The sequence below is a fragment of the Streptomyces albicerus genome, from assembly GCF_008905045.1.
Classification (GTDB): Bacteria; Actinomycetota; Actinomycetes; order Streptomycetales; family Streptomycetaceae; genus Streptomyces; species Streptomyces albicerus.
The window spans coordinates 41,370-59,284 of record NZ_VWMY01000014.1; the positions used below are offsets into that span (position 1 = coordinate 41,370).

The window sequence follows — 17,915 nt, forward strand, 5'->3', positions numbered from 1 at the left end:
CACCTAGCCTGAGTTTGTGCCGCTAATAAACAAAGCCCGAACGCACAACGTCGTGCCGGGCAACGCCCTCACCCGACTCCGCATCGCGCTCACCGTCTTCTTCGCCCTGGACGGTTTCATCTTCGCCGGCTGGGTCGTCCGCATCCCCGCCATCAAGGAACAGACCGGCGCCTCCGCCAGCGCCCTGGGCCTCGCACTCCTCGGCGTCTCCGCCGGCGCGGTCATCACGATGACGCTCACCGGCCGACTCTGCCGCCGCTACGGCAGCCACCCCGTCACTGTCGCCTGCGGCATCCTGCTCTCGCTCAGCATCGCACTGCCCCCGCTCACCCACTCGGCGCTCGCGTTGGGCGCCGTGCTGCTGATCTTCGGCAGCGCGTACGGCGGCATAAACGTCGCCTTCAACAGCGCCGCAGTCGACTTGGTGAGGGCCCTGCAACGGCCCATCCTGCCCAGCTTCCATGCCGCGTTCAGCCTCGGTGGCATGATCGGAGCCGGACTCGGTGCACTGGTCGCCGGAGCCCTGTCCCCCACACAACACCTGCTCGGCCTCACCACGATCGGGCTGCTCGTCACCGTCCTCGCGGGCCGCACCCTGCTGCGCATCCCGCCTCCGACACAATCGGAGAACGCACCGCAGGCGGAGTCCGCGCCGCGCCGCCTGGACGCCCGCACCCGTACTCTCGTGATCACCTTCGGTCTGATCGCCCTGTGCACGGCTTATGGCGAGGGAGCCCTCGCCGACTGGAGCGCCCTGCACCTCGAGCAGGACCTGGACGCCACACCGGGCGTGGCGGCCATCGGCTATTCCTGCTTCGCGCTCGCCATGACCATCGGCCGGCTGACCGGCACGAGGTTGCTCGAACGCCTGGGCCAGACCCGTACCTTGGTGACCGGCGGCATGACCGCCGCGGTCGGCATGCTGCTCGGCGCGCTCGCTCCGTCCCTGTGGATGGCCATCCTCGGTTTCGTGATCACCGGGCTCGGCCTCGCCAACCTCTTCCCTGTCGCGGTCGAACGCGCCGGCATGCTGGCCGGCCCCGACGGAGTCGCGATCGCGTCCACACTCGGCTACGGCGGCATGCTCCTGGGACCACCCGCCATCGGGTTCATGGCGGACTGGTTCTCCCTTCCCGCCGCCCTCACCAGTGTGGCCGCACTGGCCGCGTCGGCCGCGGTCATCGGATTCGTGACACGACGTGCGGCGACAGCGGGCTGACACCACGTCCCTGCCAAGCCCCCCCCGAGGTCCCGTCTGTTCGGCAGCTTCACCACCAGGCAGAGGGCCCAACCCACGTACACAAGCACTACTGAGAGACCCATTGCGTGATCCGTTTCAGGCGACGGTTCCTTGCCCCGTCGGAGCATCCATCACCGCAGAAGCCTCACGCGGCCGGGCCTTGATCGAGAGACCGCCGGCGCCATCTCCACCAAGGAACTGCGCGAGGATCTTGCCGCCCAGGGCCGGCCGGTGCCCTACAGCAGCCTCCGCGACTGGGCCCGCAGCCGTCTGCAGCGGCCCGACGGCCCTGCCCGGCCCAGGCGGTCGATGGCTCTCACAGCCGCCGCACGCGCAGTACGGCGGTCAGCAGCGGGAGGGTGAACTCGCCGTCGGCGGTCTCCGGTCTGCCGGCAAGGAATGCACGGATCCGGCCGAGCGTGGTCTCACGTTCCTGTTCCGGCATGACCAGCACCCCCGCGCGCGTCGCGATGGTCGCGACGAGGGAGTCGGCGGTGCGGCGCTGCCCGTGCGGGAACTCGGCCTGCTTCGGCGAGCCGAACCGGGCCTCCACGCCGGTCTTTGGGAGGTGTGCGTCGGCCGTCTCGGCGCGCCAGCTGGTGGGCGTGTCACGCGGGCCGATGGCCGCGCTCCCGCTGACCCGTGCGAGCTCGGCAACCCATTCGACCTGGTCGTCCATGACGTTCCACAGGCCGGCCAGGATGCCGCCGGGTGCGAGGACCCTGGCGATCTCGGGTCCCGCGACGGCCATGTCGAACCAGTGCATGGCGTTGCCGGCCAGCACGGCATCGACGGAACCGTCCCGCAGCGGTATCGCCTCGGCGCTACCCGGCAGGGCACGGACAGTCGGCAGTGCGCGGCTCAGCTCGGTCAGCATCGCCGGGTCGGGCTCGACCGCGATGACCTCGGCGCCCAGCGCGACCAGCGTGGCGGTGAGCTTGCCGGTTCCGGCGCCGAGGTCGAGCACTCGCGGGCCCGGCGCGGGCTCAAGCGCCCAGCGCACCGCCGCCTGCGCGTAGTCCGGACGGTGCTCGGCGTATGCGACCGCCGCCGCGCCGAACGACGAGGCGTGAAGCAGCCGTTCGTCCTTTTCCACGCGGTTACTTTAACTGTGCCCAAGCCGAACCGAAGCGGGGAGGCCAGGGCCTGTCCGGCGGATCAGGTCCCGATGTCCGGCAGTTGCTGGTCAAGGTGACCCAACGTCGCACGAAGTTCGACGACGCAGCGTCGTCCGGTGTTCCTGCGTCAGTTGGCGGACGCGGCGCTTGAGGCCAGGTGTTCTCGGTGATGAACTGCTGGACGGACTCGCCGGGAACCATCAGCTCAAACTCCCGTAAGTGGCCCATGAGTTCGCCGATCCCGGCAACGCGGCCCGCTTCCTGGGCCGGGAGGGGTCCCGGTCGGGGCGGGGTTCCATGGCGACCATGATGCGTAGAACGTCATCCACCACCGTCGTCGCCGCTGTTGTCGCTGTCGTGTTCGCCACTCTCACGTCGTGTTCCTCGGATTCTTCGGACGGGTCCCCCGCCGGGGGCCGGCCCAGCGGGTCCGCCTCCGGGTCACCGGCATCCGACCCCACGCCAACTCCCACGGAGTCGGCCACTCCGTCGTCCTCGCCGACCGGGCCGTGCGCTGACGGGACGTGCGAGATCAAGGTCGCCGTGGGGGACGTCGTGACGGTGCCGGAAACGTACGGCCTCGGGCCGATCAAGGTGAACGCGATCACCGGCAGCAGGGTCGAGATGGCCGCGCCGCTGAAGGGGTCGGGCTTCAGCGTTTCGGGCTGTGCCGGTGGCGGCGGCGTGTCGTCGGAGAGCGGCGGCGGCGTCGGGCTGAGCTGCGGCGAGGGACCCGCCGCGACCATCAACGACACCATGAGCCTGAAGGTCGTCGAGATCCGCGACACCGCCGCCGTCCTCCGAATCGAACCCGCCGGGTGACGTACGGCTCGGCCCTTGGGGCAGGGATCCCTCGCGGTTCCGCACGAGGGTGCCGGTCACGCGGGCAGAGTACCGAGGGGACGGAGAGGACTGAGGGCCCGTGGGCGCGCGGGCGTCGCCTGCGACGAGAGTTCAGCCTGGCTCGTCGCCTCGCCCGGTGGCCGAACCTCAGAGTGCGGACCGGCGCGCTATGCCGCCACGGCATCGAAGATGCTGTGCGCGCCGCCCTCACCGGCGGTGACGCCCGCCAGGCGGTTCATGGACCAGCGAGCCCGGAACCAGTCGCTCCGTCCCCACGGGAACCGGTAGTCCACCCCGAGGAGCTCACGGTGTATGTGCTGCCAGTAGTCGTGCCGCTCCTTCGCCGCAGCGTCCGCTGAAGAACAACCGAATGTTGGTGGTCCCGAACCCGTCCCGTGCCGTGCCGTCCCGCCCGCTCCGGGGCCCAAGCCCGGCCCAACGAGCTCCTGCGTCCAGACAGGGCGGCGCGGCGGCGGCTGGTTCGTGAGACGGGCAGAGACGCAGCTCACAGACCTATCACGAGGGTTTTACTACGATTGCCGGATTGGCGACCTATTGCGTGAGGCATGTCTGTGCGGCGCGACGGCCATCGACAAGGAGAACCTGTGCATCGCTTTCAGCGCCGCGGCATGCCCGCCGGCACCACGCCGGCCCGTCGTCGCCGAATACGCCTCGTCGCGTTTACGGGCGGAGCGGCAGCTCTCGGTTTCGGCGGGCTCTACGTCACGGGTCTGCTGGTGTCCGGCGCGGACGTCCCTGACGGCACCCGGGTGCGCGGCGTGGACATCGGGGGGCTGAGCCGCTCCCAGGCCGAGGAGAAGCTTGACCAGGAGCTGGGCAAGACCTGGGCGTCGCCGCTGAAGGTGCGTATCGGCGACCGCAGTGCCACCGTCGACGCGCGTGCGGCCGGCCTCAGGCTGGACAGCGAGGCAACCGTCGCCCGCGCCGTCCAGCCGCGGTCCGGCCCGCTGACCGCGATCGGCCGCCTGTTCTCGTCCGGGAAGCGCGACATCGAGCCGGTGACCGGCATGGACCAGGCAAAGGCCCGCGCGGTACTGGCCAAAACGGCGAAGGAGTACGACCGCACGGCCCGCGAAGGGGCGGTCACCTTCCACGGGGGCAAACCGGTGGTCGTACAGCCGCGCAGCGGGCAGTCGCTGGATGTGGACCGCTCGCTGGCTGCCCTGGATTCCGCCGACCCCAGCCTGCGCAGCGACCCGGTCCGGCTGCCGGTGCGGCAGAGCCGACCCCGGGTCGACGCGGCAGAGGTGAACCGCGCCATGAAGGAGTTCGCCACGCCCGCGATGTCGGCGCCGGTGACGCTCACCACCGGCGGCCGGCGGATCGAGATCGGCCCGGTCACGGTCGGCAACCACCTCACGATGAAACCGGACAAGTCGAACCGGCTGGCACCCCGGCTCGACGGCCAAGGGCTGCGGGACGATCCGACGGTCGTCAATGCCCTGGGGCCGGCCACCGGCAAGGCGGTCGAGGCGAGGCTGGGTCTGGACGGCGAGCGGGTCGTGGTGGCCTCGGACGGCAAACCCGGGCAGCGGGTCACCTCCAAGGCGATCCAGCAGGCGGTCCTGCCGCTGCTGACCAAGACGGGGACGGCCCGCACCGGCGCGGTGGCCGCCGAGACGGTGCAGCCGACGCTCACCCGCGACACCGTCGGCCCGCTGGGCATCAAGGAGAAGATGTCCACCTTCACGGTCAACTTCGAGCCCGCCCCGTACCGCACGAAGAACATCGGCCGCGCCGCGGAACTCCTCAACGGGTCCCTCGTACGGCCCGGCGAGAACTGGAGCTTCAACCGCACCGTGGGCGAGCGGACCAAGGCGAACGGTTTCGTGGACGGCATCATCATCAACAACAACCAGTTCGAGAAGGCAGCCGGAGGCGGCGTCTCCGCCGTCGCCACCACGGTCTTCAACGCCCTGTTCTTCGCCGGCGTCAAACCGCTCGAGCACGGGGCGCACTCGTTCTACATCGAGCGCTACCCCGAAGGCCGGGAGGCAACGGTGGTGTGGGGCAGTCTGGACCTGAGGTTCGCCAACGACTCGGGCAACGCCATCTACATCCAGGCGTCCGCGACGGACACCTCGATCACCGTCACCTTCCTCGGCACCAAGAAATACGACGCGGTCGAAGCGGTCACCGGCCCGCGCACCGAGGTGAAGGAGCCGAGCAGCCGCCCGGGGGCCGAAAAGGACTGCCTGCCGCAGACCCCGCTGGAAGGCTTCAACGTCGCAGTCGACCGGGTCTTCACATCCGACGGCAAGGAAGTCAAACGCGAGACCTTCAACACCCACTACGCGCCCCGCGACGAGGTCACCTGCGACGCAGAGCCGGTTGACCCTAGGTGACGGCACCGATACGCAAGGTGAGTTCTCCGAGGAAATAGAGGATCATCCGTGGACTGGCCCTCCCGGCTCCAGTGCAAGGCAGGCCGTCGGTCACGGCGGCGCCGTGACCGACGGATCAGCCGTCGCCGCTGGATCGTCGGCCCGGGCGTAGCCGGGTGCCGAGGTCGCTGACCTCGTCGAGGTGGCGCAGCTTGTCGGGGTTGACGATGGAGTGGATCGCTTGGATCTGATCGTCGGCGATGTCGAGTCCCATGACCCCGACCAGTCGGTCCTGCGCGTCGTACGCCATGGCGCCGGGCTGGCCGTTGACCTCGGTGACGTGGATGCGGCCGCCGAGGCGTGCGAACGCGGCGAGCCCGGCCAGCATGGTCCGTGCCACGCGCCCCCGGCCGTTGATCGGCCGGCCCAGCGCCGGCACCTTGCCGCCGCCGTCGCCGTGCAGCGCCACGTCCTGGGCCAACAGCACCTCGAGTGCCCGCAGATCGCCCTGCTCGGCGGCGGCGAAGAAGCGCCGGGTCAGCTCCTCTCGCTGCCGCCGCGAGGCGTGGTAGCGAGGTCGGCGCGTGCGGAGGTGGTTGCGAGCCCGCGCGACCAGGTGCCGAGTGCTGTCCACATCGGTCCCGATGATCTCGGCGACCTCCGTATACGGGTACTCGAACACTTCACGCAGCAGGAACGCGGCCCGCTGGTGCGGCGACAAGCTCTCCAGCAGCACCAGGAACGCCAGCGACAGCGAGTCGGCGGTCTCGGCCTGCTCGGCCGGCGTCGGATCGGTGACCATCGGTTCCGGCAGCCATTCACCGACGTAACTCTCCCGCCGCACCCGTGCCGAGCGCAGCTGGTCGATGGCCAGCCGGGTGGCCAGGGTGGCGATGTACGCTCGCGGCGAGGCGATCGGCTCGTCCCGTTGCAGGGTCTGGTGCATCCGCAGGAACGCTTCCTGCACGACGTCCTCGGCTTCGCTGACGCTGCCGAGCATCTGGTAGGCGATGGCGAACGCCCGCGGTCGCAGCTCGCCGTACAGATCCGAGACGGACATGTCGAAGTCAGCTCAATCCCTCGGTGAAACCCGTTCGCCAGCTCGGGTACCGCTGCGTCCAGCCCAGCTCGCGTTTGGCCTTCTCGCTGGAGATCCCGCAGGCCCGCGTCATCATTTCCACCGCGCCCTTGCCGGCCAGCAGCCGGACGAGCCAGGCCGGCACGCGGCGCGGCGGCTTGGCGCCAAGCGCCCGGGCCAGCTCCAGCAGCACTTCACGCACCGGCGCCGGCTCGTCATCGGCGACATGGTAGATCCCGGGCTTGCCGCGTTCGATCGCCGCGACCGTGGCCGACGCCGCATCGGCGATATGCACCATCGACCACACCCCACCGCCGCCACCGACGATCGGGAACCTTCGCTTGCGGATCAACTCGGCCATGCCCGCGTCCGGCGCGGCCTCGATGCCGGTCCCGGGGCCATAGAAGCCACCGTAGCGAAGCACGATGCCGTCGGCCCAGGTAATGCCGGTCACCGCGTCCTCCACGTGACGCAACGCGGCCACCGCCTCCGCGAGGTCCTTGGGCGGGCTCAGATCGATCCGCCCGCTCTCGTCGAGGACCGGCCCACCGGTGCGTTCCAGCAATGCGTAGTTGCTCTGCGCCACGAACTTGCGGACGCCGACGGCGCGGCCGGCGGCCAGCAGGTGGTCGGTGCCCTCGGTGCGCAGCCGGTTGGTGGCGGCCACCATCCGCTTCACGTTTCGCATCTTCATCGGTCCGCCCAGCGCGCTGAGCTGATGGACGATCACATCGGGCTCGGCCTTGGCCACCACGTCGGCCACCGAGTCGGGGTCGAGCGCGTCGACGATGACCGGTTCGGCGCCGAGCGCGCGCAGCGCGCCGGTCTTGGCAGCCGAGCGGGTGGTGCCGACGACCACGTGGCCGCGTGCCACGAGCTGGGGAACGAGTTGGCTGCCGATCGCGCCGGACGCTCCGGCAATGAAGATCTTCATGACGTCTCCGTTCGTTGTGCTCACCAACTAGAGACGAGATGCCCCGGCGCCCCATGACCGGCAGTTACCCAGGTCACAGTCTGGCGCGGTTGCGCCGCCGGGCACTCCGAAGCGTCGGCATCTCCGAAGGCGTGCGATTCGGCCGGATCGAGCAGCCCCGAGAATCTCTCAGCTGATTCTCCCGCCTGGCCCAATGGAGCTAAGCGAACTTGGACAATGCGTGTCGGCCGCGGTGGTGGCCTGCGCGGTAACCGCGTTCCTCTATCGTAGCCACGGCGTGAGCATTAGCGAGGACGCTCTCGTTGTCCACGGTGACCGCCGTCGGCAGATTCCATGGACCGACATCCTTCGGCTGGACGTCCAGCGCACCTTGGGCGTAAGCCACGTCGCCGTGTGCACCAGGAACGGACGACGCACGATGCTGCGCGCGCCCATGTCTTTCATCGACGGGCCGTTCGACCGGAAAGCACAGATCCTTACGGATCGGTGGAGGGAGAGGCGCTGAAGTTGCTGCCCCTGAAATCGGACCAATGAAACTGAACACCTATCAGCTGATGGGCGCCGCACAGGCGATCGCATGCCTGCTCCTCACCGGGATATGCAGCTGACCTGCGGCGGCAGGAGACCAATTGCCTGGCTTTTCGGCTCCGTCCAGGACAGAGGGTCTTCGGGGCGAGCGCAGAAAAGCTCTTCTTCGATCTCTTTTGGCTTCCCATTCATGGGAGAAGGATGTGCGCGTCGACATGAGACGTCGTTGGTGGGGTGCCACCGCTGTGGTGGCCGCGGCGGTCTCCGGAGCCCTGGTCGTCCAGGGCGTCACCGGTGGGCCGACGGACGGTTCGGCGGACGACGGGAAGTCCCGGCCCGTCGAGAGCAAGGCCCGAACGGCCCAGTTGGAGGTGGCCGACGACGGCGTATCCGCCCAGCTCGGCAAACGGGACACAGAACCGTTCAGCATGCTCGGTGTCACCTGGGCGGACGCGTCCGCGAGGGTGGCGGGAGTGGTCGAGGTCCGGACCCGGGACGCGAGGACCGGCGAATGGTCGAGCTGGCTGAAGCTGGACGGGAACAGCGGCAAGGGCGAGGCCGGCGCGGCACGCGGCGGCACCGAACCGGCGTGGGTGGGGCAGTCCGACGGGGTGGAAGTACGGGTGGACGGCAAGGCGTCGGCGGGGCTGCCCAAAGGGCTGCGCCTGGACATGATCGACCCCGGGAACGCCACGGCTTCAGGGCTGGAACCGGCCGCACACGCGACGGCGGAAACCGACACACCCACCGCGGAGGAATCCACTGCGACAGCCTCGCCGGAGGTGTCCACGTCCGAGACGGCGACAACCGAGCCCTCCGCCCCGCAGTCGGCGTCCGGGAGTTCCACGCCGAGCACGTCACCCTCGGGTTCAGGCTCGGCCTCGCCCTCCCCTTCCACAAGCGTCCCCGCGGCTCCGCCTTCCATTGCGCCCAAGCCCGCGATCACCTCGCGTGCCGGCTGGGGCGCGGACGAGTCGATCAGCCCGGAGAAGCCGGGTTATCTGCCAGGCGGGAAGGTCAAGGCGGTGGTGGTTCACCACACTGCCGAGTCCAACAACTACACCTGCGAACAGGCCCCGGCGGTCGTCCGGGGCATCTACGCCTACCACGTGAAACAGTTGGGCTGGAAGGACATCGGCTACAACTTCCTCGTCGACAAGTGCGGCACCTTGTACGAGGGCCGCAAGGGCGGCGTGGACAAGCCGGTCATGGGCGCGCACGCCTACGGCTTCAACGCCGAGACCACCGGCGTCTCTGTCCTGGGCACATACGCGGACGCCGCCCCGTCGAAGGAGGCGATGACTTCGGTCGCCCGCATCGCCGCCTGGAAGCTGGGCCAATACGGCGTCGACCCGACTGGCACCACCACCCTCACCGCGGGCGCGGATGGCACGAACTACTTCCGCAAGTCCTGGGCCAAGGGCGCGAAGTTGACGTTCCCGGCCATCCACGGTCACCGAGACGGCTACAACACTCAGTGCCCGGGTGACGCCTTCTACAACCAGCTGCCCACGATCCGCTCCTGGGCAGGCGGTCAGGTCTCTGACTCACGCTGAAGTGGTCGGTTTACGACCTGTTGGCGGCAGGCTGGTTGTGCTGCGGGCGGTCGATTCGTTCGTAGAGGGTGAGGCTGCGGCCGCGTCGGATCGTGGTGGAGCGTTTGACGAAGTGTTCGCGCAGGACGCGTTGTTTGGCGCGGTCGCGGGCGTTGTGGGCAGGGCGGGTGTCTGCGTCGCTGATGAGGATGATGTGCCGTTCGCGCAGCAGTGCGCGGGCTGTGGTGTCCGGGTCTGTTTCGATGCCGTGCAGGGTGTCGGACTCGACCGGGCTCTGGGCGAGCGCGATGTCGCGCAGTCCGCGGAACGCGCCTGGGGTGACCAGGGCGGTGTCGCGTCGGGCTGAGGGAATGAAGACGACCGCGCCGCCCTGTCCACGTGCTGCGTCCACGAGGGTCGCCGCAGCCAGTACGTCGTCGACGCGGCTGTGTGCGCTGCGTACGTGCTGTTCCGCGGGTAGCAGGGCGAGGAACGCGAGTGCCGTGACGGCGGCGAGCGGAACTCCGGGGTGGGTGGGCAGGTGCGTGGCGAGTGTGGCGGTCAATGCCCCGAGGAGGAGGGCGAGTCCGATGTAGGCGAACAGTACGTAGCGGCCGACGTACAGGGGCTGCCAGGTGAGCGAGACGGCGATGAGCGTCAGCTGCGGGACGGCGCACAGCGGGACGGCCACAGCGGCCAGGCTCAGTTTCCCCGCCGCAGCCGGAGTCGGACCGGCGGGTTTGCGTGCCCGGCCCAGGAGTGCGCAGCCGCCGGCCGCGAGGATGGTGGCTGCGACTGCGTACGTCGTGCCGGGGGTGGTGGGTTGTATCCAGGAGACCTGCCTGGATTGGCCTTGGCTGGCCAGGACGAGGGGCAGGGCGCCGAGTACGGCGGTGCTTGCCGCGAGGAGCCAGTGCACCCAGATGGTGCGGTGGGGCCGGGCGAGGGCGAGCGTGGCGGCGTGCGCGAGCAGCGCGAGCAGGGAGAACCAGTTGAGCAACGCGCCGAGCAGGACGACGAGGGCGTATGCGCTCCAGGTGCGGGCGCGCGGGCGGTGCAGGGCGGCCACCAGCAACCAGGAGGCGAGTGCGACGGCGGCGGTCACCATCGCGTACGGGCGGCCTTCTTGCGCGTACGTCTGGAGGGCGGGCAGCAGTGCGCAGGCGAGCCCCGTGCCGAGCCCGCTCCATCGGCCCGCGAGTCGGGCACCGAGGTCGGCGGCGAGGGAGGCCGCCACGGCCATGGCGAGGACGGAGGGTATCCGCAGCGTCAGGAGGCTGTCGCCGAAGACCTCGAACACCACGTGCATGAGGGCGTAGTACAGGCCGTGGACGACATCCGCGTGCCCGAGCAGATGCCAGATCTCGGGCAGGCTGCGGTGGGCGACCTGCCAGGTGGCGGCCTCGTCGCGCCACATGCTGTCCTGGCGGGTGATCCCCCATAGGCCCAGGGCGAGCACGAGGCCCGCGGGCACGGCTGCCGTGAGCGCCCGGCTCGGGCCGGGCCGTGTGATGTGCAGCGGCACGGGCGGCCGCAGGACGACGGGTGGCCGGGGCGTGGTGACGGTGGGTGGGTCGAGCAGGGTGCCCGGGGACACTATGGGGGGCGGCATGTCGGATCCCGGCCGTCTCAGGTGGTGGGCAGGGCTGAGCGGCTGACGCGTATCTTCGACTGGCCGTGCGGGCGTTGCTCCCAGTCCTCCATGAAGCGCGCGTGCAGGCCGTGCTTGTGGGCCAGGGCAAGGAGGGTTTCGGTGCGGTAGTAGAAGTCCTCGCGCAGCACCTGGTGTTCGGTGCCCTCGGTGCGGTCGAAGGTGAAGTCGAAGAACCCGGTGTCGGTCAGCACGCGGCCGACATGGGTGAGGCATTCCTCGACGACGTTCAGCGGCGAGTGGGAGAAGACGCTGTGCGCGTGGATGACGTCGAAGTGGTCGCTGGGCAGGAAGTCCAGGGTGAGGTCGCCGGTGATGGTCAGGTGCGGCAGCCTGTCCTGGAGGTGGCGCTCGGCGAGGGTCTTCTTGGCGGCCATCAGGATGTCGGGTGAGATGTCGATGCCGTAGTAGTGGCCGGTGTCGAGGTGGTCGATGAAGCGCCAGCCGCCCCGCAGGTTGCCGCAGCCGATGTCGAGCATGCGGTGTTCGGGGCGCAGGCCGTGTTCGATGAGGTAGTCGAACTGCATCTGCCCGAGCGCCAGCCAGCGTTCGTGGGTCTGACTGCCGACCGCGGCTTCCGGGTTGCGGCGGGTGTCCGAGGCCATCACCGCTCGGTAGTAGCCGACGTGGTCGGGGTGCTTCAGGCGCAGCCAGGCGTCCCGGCCGGCCCGGCGGAGGTACGGGGACACGCGGCCGGGGTGGCGCAGGGCGTAGCCGACCTTGTGGGTGAGGGCGGCGCGGTTGTTGCGCAGTTTCTTCGGTGTCTTGGCGTCAGCGGGCATGGCTAATCGACCTCCGTGCAAAGGGGGCCCCGGGTGAGGGGATGAATGGATTAGGGGATTAGGGGGTGACAGCTGCGGTGGTGCGGCGCGGTCAGACGCGGCGGCGCAGGAGCAGCACGGTGAGGGCCGTGAGCAGGAGGGCGAGGCCGCCGAGGACGGCGGTGTCGATCCACTGGAAGGTCCAGTAGTCGCCGGCCGGGTTGGCCTCGTAGAAGCGGGCGACGTACCCGTGCCGGTCCATGCACTCGTTGAGCTGGGCACCTGACGGGAAGGGGCAGTTCATCACGTCGTCGCGACGGCCGGATGCGGTGATCAGGCCGTAGTGGCCGGCCGACCACTTCTCGCCCATGGGCGCCTTGGGGACGCCGCCGGCGCTGATGTAGCTGTGCGGCGGGACGAGGAGGCGCATCCTGTGTGTCCACTCCAGCACGAGCATCATCGCCCCGGTGACCAGGAGGGTCAGTGCCATGGCCTCCAGGACCCGGCGGGCCAGCAGACCCAGCAGCGTGCCGGCCGCCAGACCGAACAGGGCGGCTGCGACGGCGCGTGGGCCCGAGCCGCTCAGGGCCGTGGTCTCGTACCAGAACAGGCCGTAGCTCCGGTCGGCGGCCGGTCGCCACCACCACGCGAACACTCCCGCGAGCAGGCCGGAGAGGGCCACCGTGGTCGCCGCCGCGAGGGCGAACCGCGAGGCGAACCACTGGCCGCGGCTCACTCCCTGGGTCAGAACCATGCGGTGCGTGCCCAGTTCCCGGTCGCGGCCCAGCAGCGGGGCGCCCCAGAAGACGCCGATGATGACGGGCAGGGCGATGTTCAGCGCCCCGAGGTACTGCAGCGGCTCGATGTCCAGCAGCAGGGGCACACCGGTGTCGGGACGCGTGCAGTGAATGGGCCCGGCATCGCAGTGGTCGAACAGCCCGCTGCCCAGATCGTCCAGCATGCCCGACCGGGAGTACGCGGCGATCGCCGCAACGGCGACCAGGACGGCCGCGCCGACGCTGACCAGCACCCGCTGCTGGCGCCACGCGAGCCAGAGGCACCCGTTCCAGAGGGAGCCGTTCCGCAGGGAACCCTTCACGCCGCCGCCTCCGTCCGCTCGGCGGCCACGGAGCGCACCATGTCATCGTCCTGGAGGTACCCGATGAGGATGTCCTCCAGCTTGGGCCGCTCGACGTGCCAGTCGCCGTGCAGCGGTCCGTGCTGCCGTACGAGGGCGGTCAGCTGTCTGCCACCGGTCCGGCGGTGTACGACGGTGTGTCGTGCGGCCAGGGTGTCGGCCTGGTCGGCGTGTCCGGTCAGCATGGCGTGGCTCTCGCGCAGCGCGTAGGCGTCCTCGCTCAGCTCGATACGGCCGTTCCGCAGCAGCAGTACCCAGTCGCAGGTCTGCTCCAGTTCGGGCAGGACGTGCGAGGACAGCAGGATGCTCATGCCGCGGTCGGCGGCCTCGGCCATCAGCGCCGCCATGATCTCGCCTCGCGCCACGGGGTCGAGGTCGGCCATCGGCTCGTCGAGCAGCAGCAGTTCGGGCCGCTTGCCGAGCGCCAGGGCGAGTGCGACGCGAGTGCGCTGTCCGGGGGACAGCTCGCCGACGCGGGCGGTGAGCGGGATGCCGCCCTCGCGGACGGTCCGCTCGGCCGCCGCGCGGTCCCACGAGGAATTCAGCTTCTCGCCCATCCGCAGGGTGTCCGCCACGGTGAAGCGGGGGTAGAGCGGCTTGTCCTGGGTGAGCACGGCGACCCGGGCGCGGGCTTCGGGTGTGCCCGGTGCGGCGTCCAGTACGCGTATCTCCCCGGAGTCGGCGCGCAACAGGCCGCCCGCCAGGTGCAGCAGGGTGCTCTTGCCGGCGCCGTTACGTCCGACGAGGGCGGTGATGCGTCCGCTGGGCACGGTGAACTCGCAGTCCCGCAGGGCCCAGCCGCCCCGCTTCCGGTACCGGAATCCGAGTCCCGTGGCGCGCAGTGCGGCCGGCGCGTCAGGCCCGGTCATGCGTCCTCCTCTTTCCGCTCCCGGTCGCCCGAGGGGTGCTCGTGTTGCTCATGGTGCTCGCCTTGCTCGTTGTCGTAGGCGTCCAGGGCGGCGGTGACCAGGGCGAGGATGTCGGCCCGCTCCAATCCCGCCGCCCGCGCGCGTGCCGTCCAGTCGGTGAGCTCCGTGCGCAGGGGCGAGTCGTCCTCCGCGCCGGGCCGCGCGAGCGACCGCGTGACGAAGGTACCCAGCCCCCGGCGCAGTTCGACCAGGCCGGCCTGCTCCATATCGCGGTAGGCCCGCAGCACGGTGTTGGGGTTGATGGCGGTCGCCGCCACCACCTCCCTCGCCGTGGGCAACTTGTCCCCGACCTTCAACGTGCCCATCCGGAGCGCCCGTTCGGTCTGCTCGACGATCTGCACGTAGGCCGGTACGCCGCTGCCACGGTCGATCCGGTACTCGACCACGTCACCTTCCATGCTTCCAGTACGCTTCCATTAATGAATTAATACAAGCATGGTGGAGCGGTCGCAGAGATGTCAAACAGGAGCACTGCCCGAGCGGCTGTCGTCGCTGTTGCGCCGCCCCTCGCCGCGGTGGCCCAGCAACTCGTGCCGCTCGTCGGCCTGGGCGGGCGTGCGGTCAGACTCGTACGTCCTCCCCGCGCAGCGCCGACCGTACGGCGCGCAGGACGAATTCGGCGAGGAGCACGGTGGACGCGGTGCCCAGGCACACGGCCCATTGGGTCACGGTCAGCGGCACGGTCCCGAAGACCGTGCGCGCCCAGGGCAGGTGGACGACGGCGACCTGTACGGCGAGGACGCCGGCCAGGCACAACCACAGCGCGCGGTTGCGGAGCTGGTAACGGCCCAACAGCGGGCCGTCGTCCGCGCGGGCACTCAGGGCGTTGAACAGCTGGAACAGCACGAACGTGGTGAACGCCATGGTCAGGGCGGTGTCCGGGTCGACGTACGAGCGGGCGACGGCGAGGAGCGTCACGGTCCCCAGGGCCATGACCGCACCGGCCCGGCCGATGGCGAAGAGCCGGTGGGCGTCCAGGATCCGCTCACCCGGGTCGCGCGGTGGCCGGCGCATCACATCGTCGCGGGCGGGGTCGACGGCCAGGGCCATGGCGGGCGGACCGTCCATGATGATGTTGACCCACAGTAGTTGGGCCGCCGTGAGCGGGGTGGGCAGACCGGCGAGGGAGGCAGTGAGCAGGGTCAGGATCGCGCCGATGTTGGTGGCCAACTGGAAGCGGACGAACTTGACGATGTTGGCGTAGATGGCCCGTCCTTCGCGGACGGCCCGCACGATCGTGGAGAAGTCGTCGTCGGTGAGGACCACGTCGGCGGCTTCCTTGGCGACGTCCGTGCCGGTGATGCCCATGGCCACGCCGATGTGGGCGGCCCTGAGCGCTGCGGCGTCGTTCACCCCGTCGCCGGTCATGGCGACGATGTGGCCCCGCTTGGTCAGGGCCCGGACGATCGTGACCTTGTGCTCCGGGGCGACCCGGGCGAACACGCCGATGTCCTCGACGCGCTCGGCGAGTTGTTCCTCCGTCATCCGGTCCAGGTCGGCGCCCGTCACGACGTCGCCACCGATCTCCAGCTCGCGGGCGATGGCCGCCGCGGTGTCGGCGTGATCACCGGTGATCATCTTTACGGCCACTCCTGCCGTGCGGCACAGCGCCATCGCGTCCCGTGCCTGCGGGCGGGGCGGATCGGCGATCCCGGCGACCGACACCAGGGTCAGGCCCGGCAGCGCGGCCGGAGTGAACGCGCTCGGCGCGCCGTCCATCAGGGCGGTGGCCGCGCCCAGTACCCGCAGTCCGGTACTGCCGAGCTGCGCCGTCACGGCGAGGATCTCGTCCCTGTGCCCTTCGTCGAGGGCGCGCGCGCCGTCCTCGGTGAGGACGCCGGTGCACATGCCGAGCAGTACGTCGACCGCGCCCTTGACGTGGACGCGGGTGCGGCCGTCGGGTTCGGTGTGGAAGGTGGCCATGTACTTGGTGGCCGCGTCGAAGGGCAGCTCGCCCGCGCGCGGAAGCTCCGTCCGCAGCCGGTCGGCGTCCACACCGGCCTTGGCCGCCAGGACGACCAGCGCGGCCTCCGTCGGGTCACCGATGATGCCGCCGTCGGTCAGGCGTGCGTCGTTGCACAGGGCGAAGGGGAGCACCACATCACGGAGATCGTCGGTGGGAGACGTGTCATCCGCGCCGGGGACGCGGAGGGCGCCTGCCGTCCCGTACCCCTCCCCGGTGACCTCGTAGAGCCTGCCCGCGGTCCACAAGGTCCGCGCGGTCATCTCGTTGAGGGTGAGCGTGCCGGTCTTGTCGCTGCACACGACCGTCGCCGCACCGAGCGACTCCACCGAGGCCAGTCGTTTGACGATGGCACCGCGACGGGCCATGCGGTGCACGCCGAGTGCCAGCGTCAGGGCCAGCACGGCGGGCAGCCCTTCGGGGATCGCGGCGACGGCCAGGGCCACGGCCTGCAGCGCGATGTCCGAGAGCGACTCGCCGCGGACCCATGCGCTCAGGGCGTAGGCGACCACCGCGACTCCGCTCAGCAGCGCCAGTCGACGGCCGAGGCTGTCCAGTTGGACCTGGAGCGGGCTCGGCGGCTCCGTCCCGGTGCGCAACGCCTCGGCGATGGCGCCGAGTTCGGTGCGCATTCCGGTGGCCGTGACGATCATCTCGGCACGGCCCCGGGTCAGAGCGGTGTTCATGAACAGCATGCTGGTGCGCTCGGCAAGCGCCACCGGGGCGGTCGAGGTGTGATCGACGGGCGTCACGCTCTTTGCAACCGGCTGGGACTCACCGGTCAGGGCCGCCTCGGCCACCTCGACCGCCACGGCAACGGTCAGCCGACCGTCAGCCGGTACGCGGTCGCCGGCTTCCAGCAGGACCACGTCTCCGGGGACAAGGAACTGTGCCTCCACCACCTGCTCCGTGCCGTCGCGGCGAACCCTCGCCGTGGGCACCAGCATCCGGCGCAGCGCCTCCAGGCTGCGCTCGGCACGCCGCTCCTGCCAATAGCCGAGCACGGCGTTGATCTGCAGAACGACGGTGATCACCACTGCGTCCTTGATGTCACCGATGGCTCCGGCCACCACGGCGGCGATCAGCAGGATGATGATGAGCCAGTTGCGGAACTGGTCCAGGAACTTCAGCCACTCCGGGCGCCGGGCCGCTTCGGACAGCCGATTGGCGCCGTGGACCGCCGCGCGCTCGGAGACCTGCCTCGTGCTCAGACCCGCCCCCGGGTCGACGCCGAGCCGGTCTGCCACCTGGGCGGGAGCCTGCCGATAGGCGTCCGGCGCCCCGGCGGGGACCTGCGTCACGGTGTCTGGGCGCGCGACCTCGCTCGCGGATTGCCCGTCCAGCGTCGTCATTGCGTCATTCCTTTCAGGAGGAGCCATCACGACGGGCGCTTCGCGTGAGCGCTCCTTGGGTCAGCAGGCTCAAGGACTGCTTCCACCCATACGACCGGGCATGGGGCGTGGATGTGACACGCGAGGCCGCGGGGTCAATGCGCTCCCCAAGACCCCGAGCGCGTGAACCTCCACTGCGGAGGGACAGAGACCAGGCCGGCCCAGTTGTCGGCAGCGCGTCGGGGGCAGTTGACCTGCATCCTTGTGTCGGATACTCCCTTGCCTGGCACCTTTCTGGTGTGAAAGCGTGTGCTGCGCTTTCACCATGTACTCACTCACGTCGAAGGACTGAAGCCAATGATTGCGGCGTCCCCCGAGGGCCGTCGTCGGCACTGACCTCCCTGCTTTACGGCATGGCGGCTACCGGTGTCGTTCGCGTCCGATGACGGCGGCCCCACGATGCGGTGCCTGATGCACCGTCGTCACCTCGCGGCGCCGAGGTGATTCCTGGCCGATGCCGG

General features: G+C 70.0%; 12 protein-coding genes and 2 pseudogenes. 5 read left to right on the forward strand and 9 right to left on the reverse strand.

Annotated features, from left to right (window positions below; all coding sequences use genetic code 11):
• Nucleotides 1-52: 52 nt before the first annotated feature.
• Nucleotides 53-1,219, forward strand: coding sequence for an MFS transporter (locus tag GAS53_RS14015; RefSeq protein ID WP_151477868.1), 1,167 nt, complete (start codon nt 53-55; stop codon nt 1,217-1,219).
• 337 nt (nt 1,220-1,556) lie between these two features.
• Here the strand turns inward: GAS53_RS14015 and GAS53_RS14020 are convergent, their stop codons facing one another.
• On the reverse strand, nt 1,557-2,336 hold the full coding sequence (locus GAS53_RS14020) for a class I SAM-dependent methyltransferase (protein ID WP_151477869.1): 780 nt from the start codon (nt 2,334-2,336) through the stop codon (nt 1,557-1,559).
• A gap of 399 nt (nt 2,337-2,735) precedes the next feature.
• Between GAS53_RS14020 and GAS53_RS55135 the strand changes: the two genes are divergently transcribed.
• From GAS53_RS55135 to GAS53_RS14030, 3 genes are all read left to right on the forward strand, one after another.
• Nucleotides 2,736-2,876: a hypothetical protein gene (locus GAS53_RS55135; RefSeq protein WP_192583106.1), complete on the forward strand. Its 141-nt coding sequence runs from the start codon at nt 2,736-2,738 to the stop codon at nt 2,874-2,876.
• A 37-nt stretch (nt 2,877-2,913) separates the two neighbouring features.
• On the forward strand, nt 2,914-3,180 hold the full coding sequence (locus tag GAS53_RS14025; protein ID WP_225858912.1) for a hypothetical protein: 267 nt from the start codon (nt 2,914-2,916) through the stop codon (nt 3,178-3,180).
• Nucleotides 3,181-3,830: 650 nt separating this feature from the next.
• The gene (locus tag GAS53_RS14030) at nt 3,831-5,567 is read left to right on the forward strand and encodes a VanW family protein (RefSeq protein WP_151478015.1); all 1,737 of its coding nucleotides are present in this window, start codon (nt 3,831-3,833) and stop codon (nt 5,565-5,567) included.
• A gap of 115 nt (nt 5,568-5,682) precedes the next feature.
• Here GAS53_RS14030 and GAS53_RS14035 read toward each other — a convergent pair whose 3' ends face one another.
• Both GAS53_RS14035 and GAS53_RS14040 read right to left on the reverse strand, forming a co-directional pair.
• On the reverse strand, nt 5,683-6,606 hold the full coding sequence (locus GAS53_RS14035) for an RNA polymerase sigma-70 factor (protein ID WP_151477871.1): 924 nt from the start codon (nt 6,604-6,606) through the stop codon (nt 5,683-5,685).
• Nucleotides 6,607-6,613: 7 nt separating this feature from the next.
• Complete coding sequence (locus tag GAS53_RS14040) at nt 6,614-7,558, reverse strand: NAD-dependent epimerase/dehydratase family protein (RefSeq protein ID WP_151477872.1); 945 nt, start codon at nt 7,556-7,558, stop codon at nt 6,614-6,616.
• Nucleotides 7,559-8,301: 743 nt separating this feature from the next.
• Between GAS53_RS14040 and GAS53_RS14045 the strand changes: the two are divergent.
• A pseudogene (locus GAS53_RS14045) lies at nt 8,302-9,630 on the forward strand (peptidoglycan recognition protein family protein); the annotation flags it as partial.
• 22 nt (nt 9,631-9,652) lie between these two features.
• Here the strand turns inward: GAS53_RS14045 and GAS53_RS14050 are convergent.
• The 6 genes and pseudogenes from GAS53_RS14050 to GAS53_RS14075 form a co-directional block, all read right to left on the reverse strand.
• Nucleotides 9,653-11,233: a glycosyltransferase family 39 protein gene (locus GAS53_RS14050; protein WP_151477874.1), complete on the reverse strand. Its 1,581-nt coding sequence runs from the start codon at nt 11,231-11,233 to the stop codon at nt 9,653-9,655.
• A 17-nt stretch (nt 11,234-11,250) separates the two neighbouring features.
• Entirely contained in the window at nt 11,251-12,054 is an 804-nt protein-coding gene (locus tag GAS53_RS14055) for a class I SAM-dependent methyltransferase (RefSeq protein ID WP_151477875.1), read from the reverse strand.
• A gap of 91 nt (nt 12,055-12,145) precedes the next feature.
• Complete coding sequence (locus GAS53_RS14060; protein ID WP_225858913.1) at nt 12,146-13,132, reverse strand: transporter; 987 nt, start codon at nt 13,130-13,132, stop codon at nt 12,146-12,148.
• A 407-nt stretch (nt 13,133-13,539) separates the two neighbouring features.
• A pseudogene (locus GAS53_RS58780) lies at nt 13,540-14,040 on the reverse strand (ATP-binding cassette domain-containing protein); the annotation flags it as partial.
• A complete protein-coding gene (locus tag GAS53_RS14070; protein ID WP_151477877.1) occupies nt 14,037-14,498 on the reverse strand; it encodes a GntR family transcriptional regulator in 462 nt (153 codons plus the stop codon). The gene GAS53_RS14070 and the pseudogene GAS53_RS58780, both read right to left, overlap by 4 nt.
• A 163-nt stretch (nt 14,499-14,661) precedes the next feature.
• A complete protein-coding gene (locus tag GAS53_RS14075; protein WP_151477878.1) occupies nt 14,662-17,415 on the reverse strand; it encodes a cation-translocating P-type ATPase in 2,754 nt (917 codons plus the stop codon).
• Between the last annotated feature and the right edge of the window lie 500 nt (nt 17,416-17,915).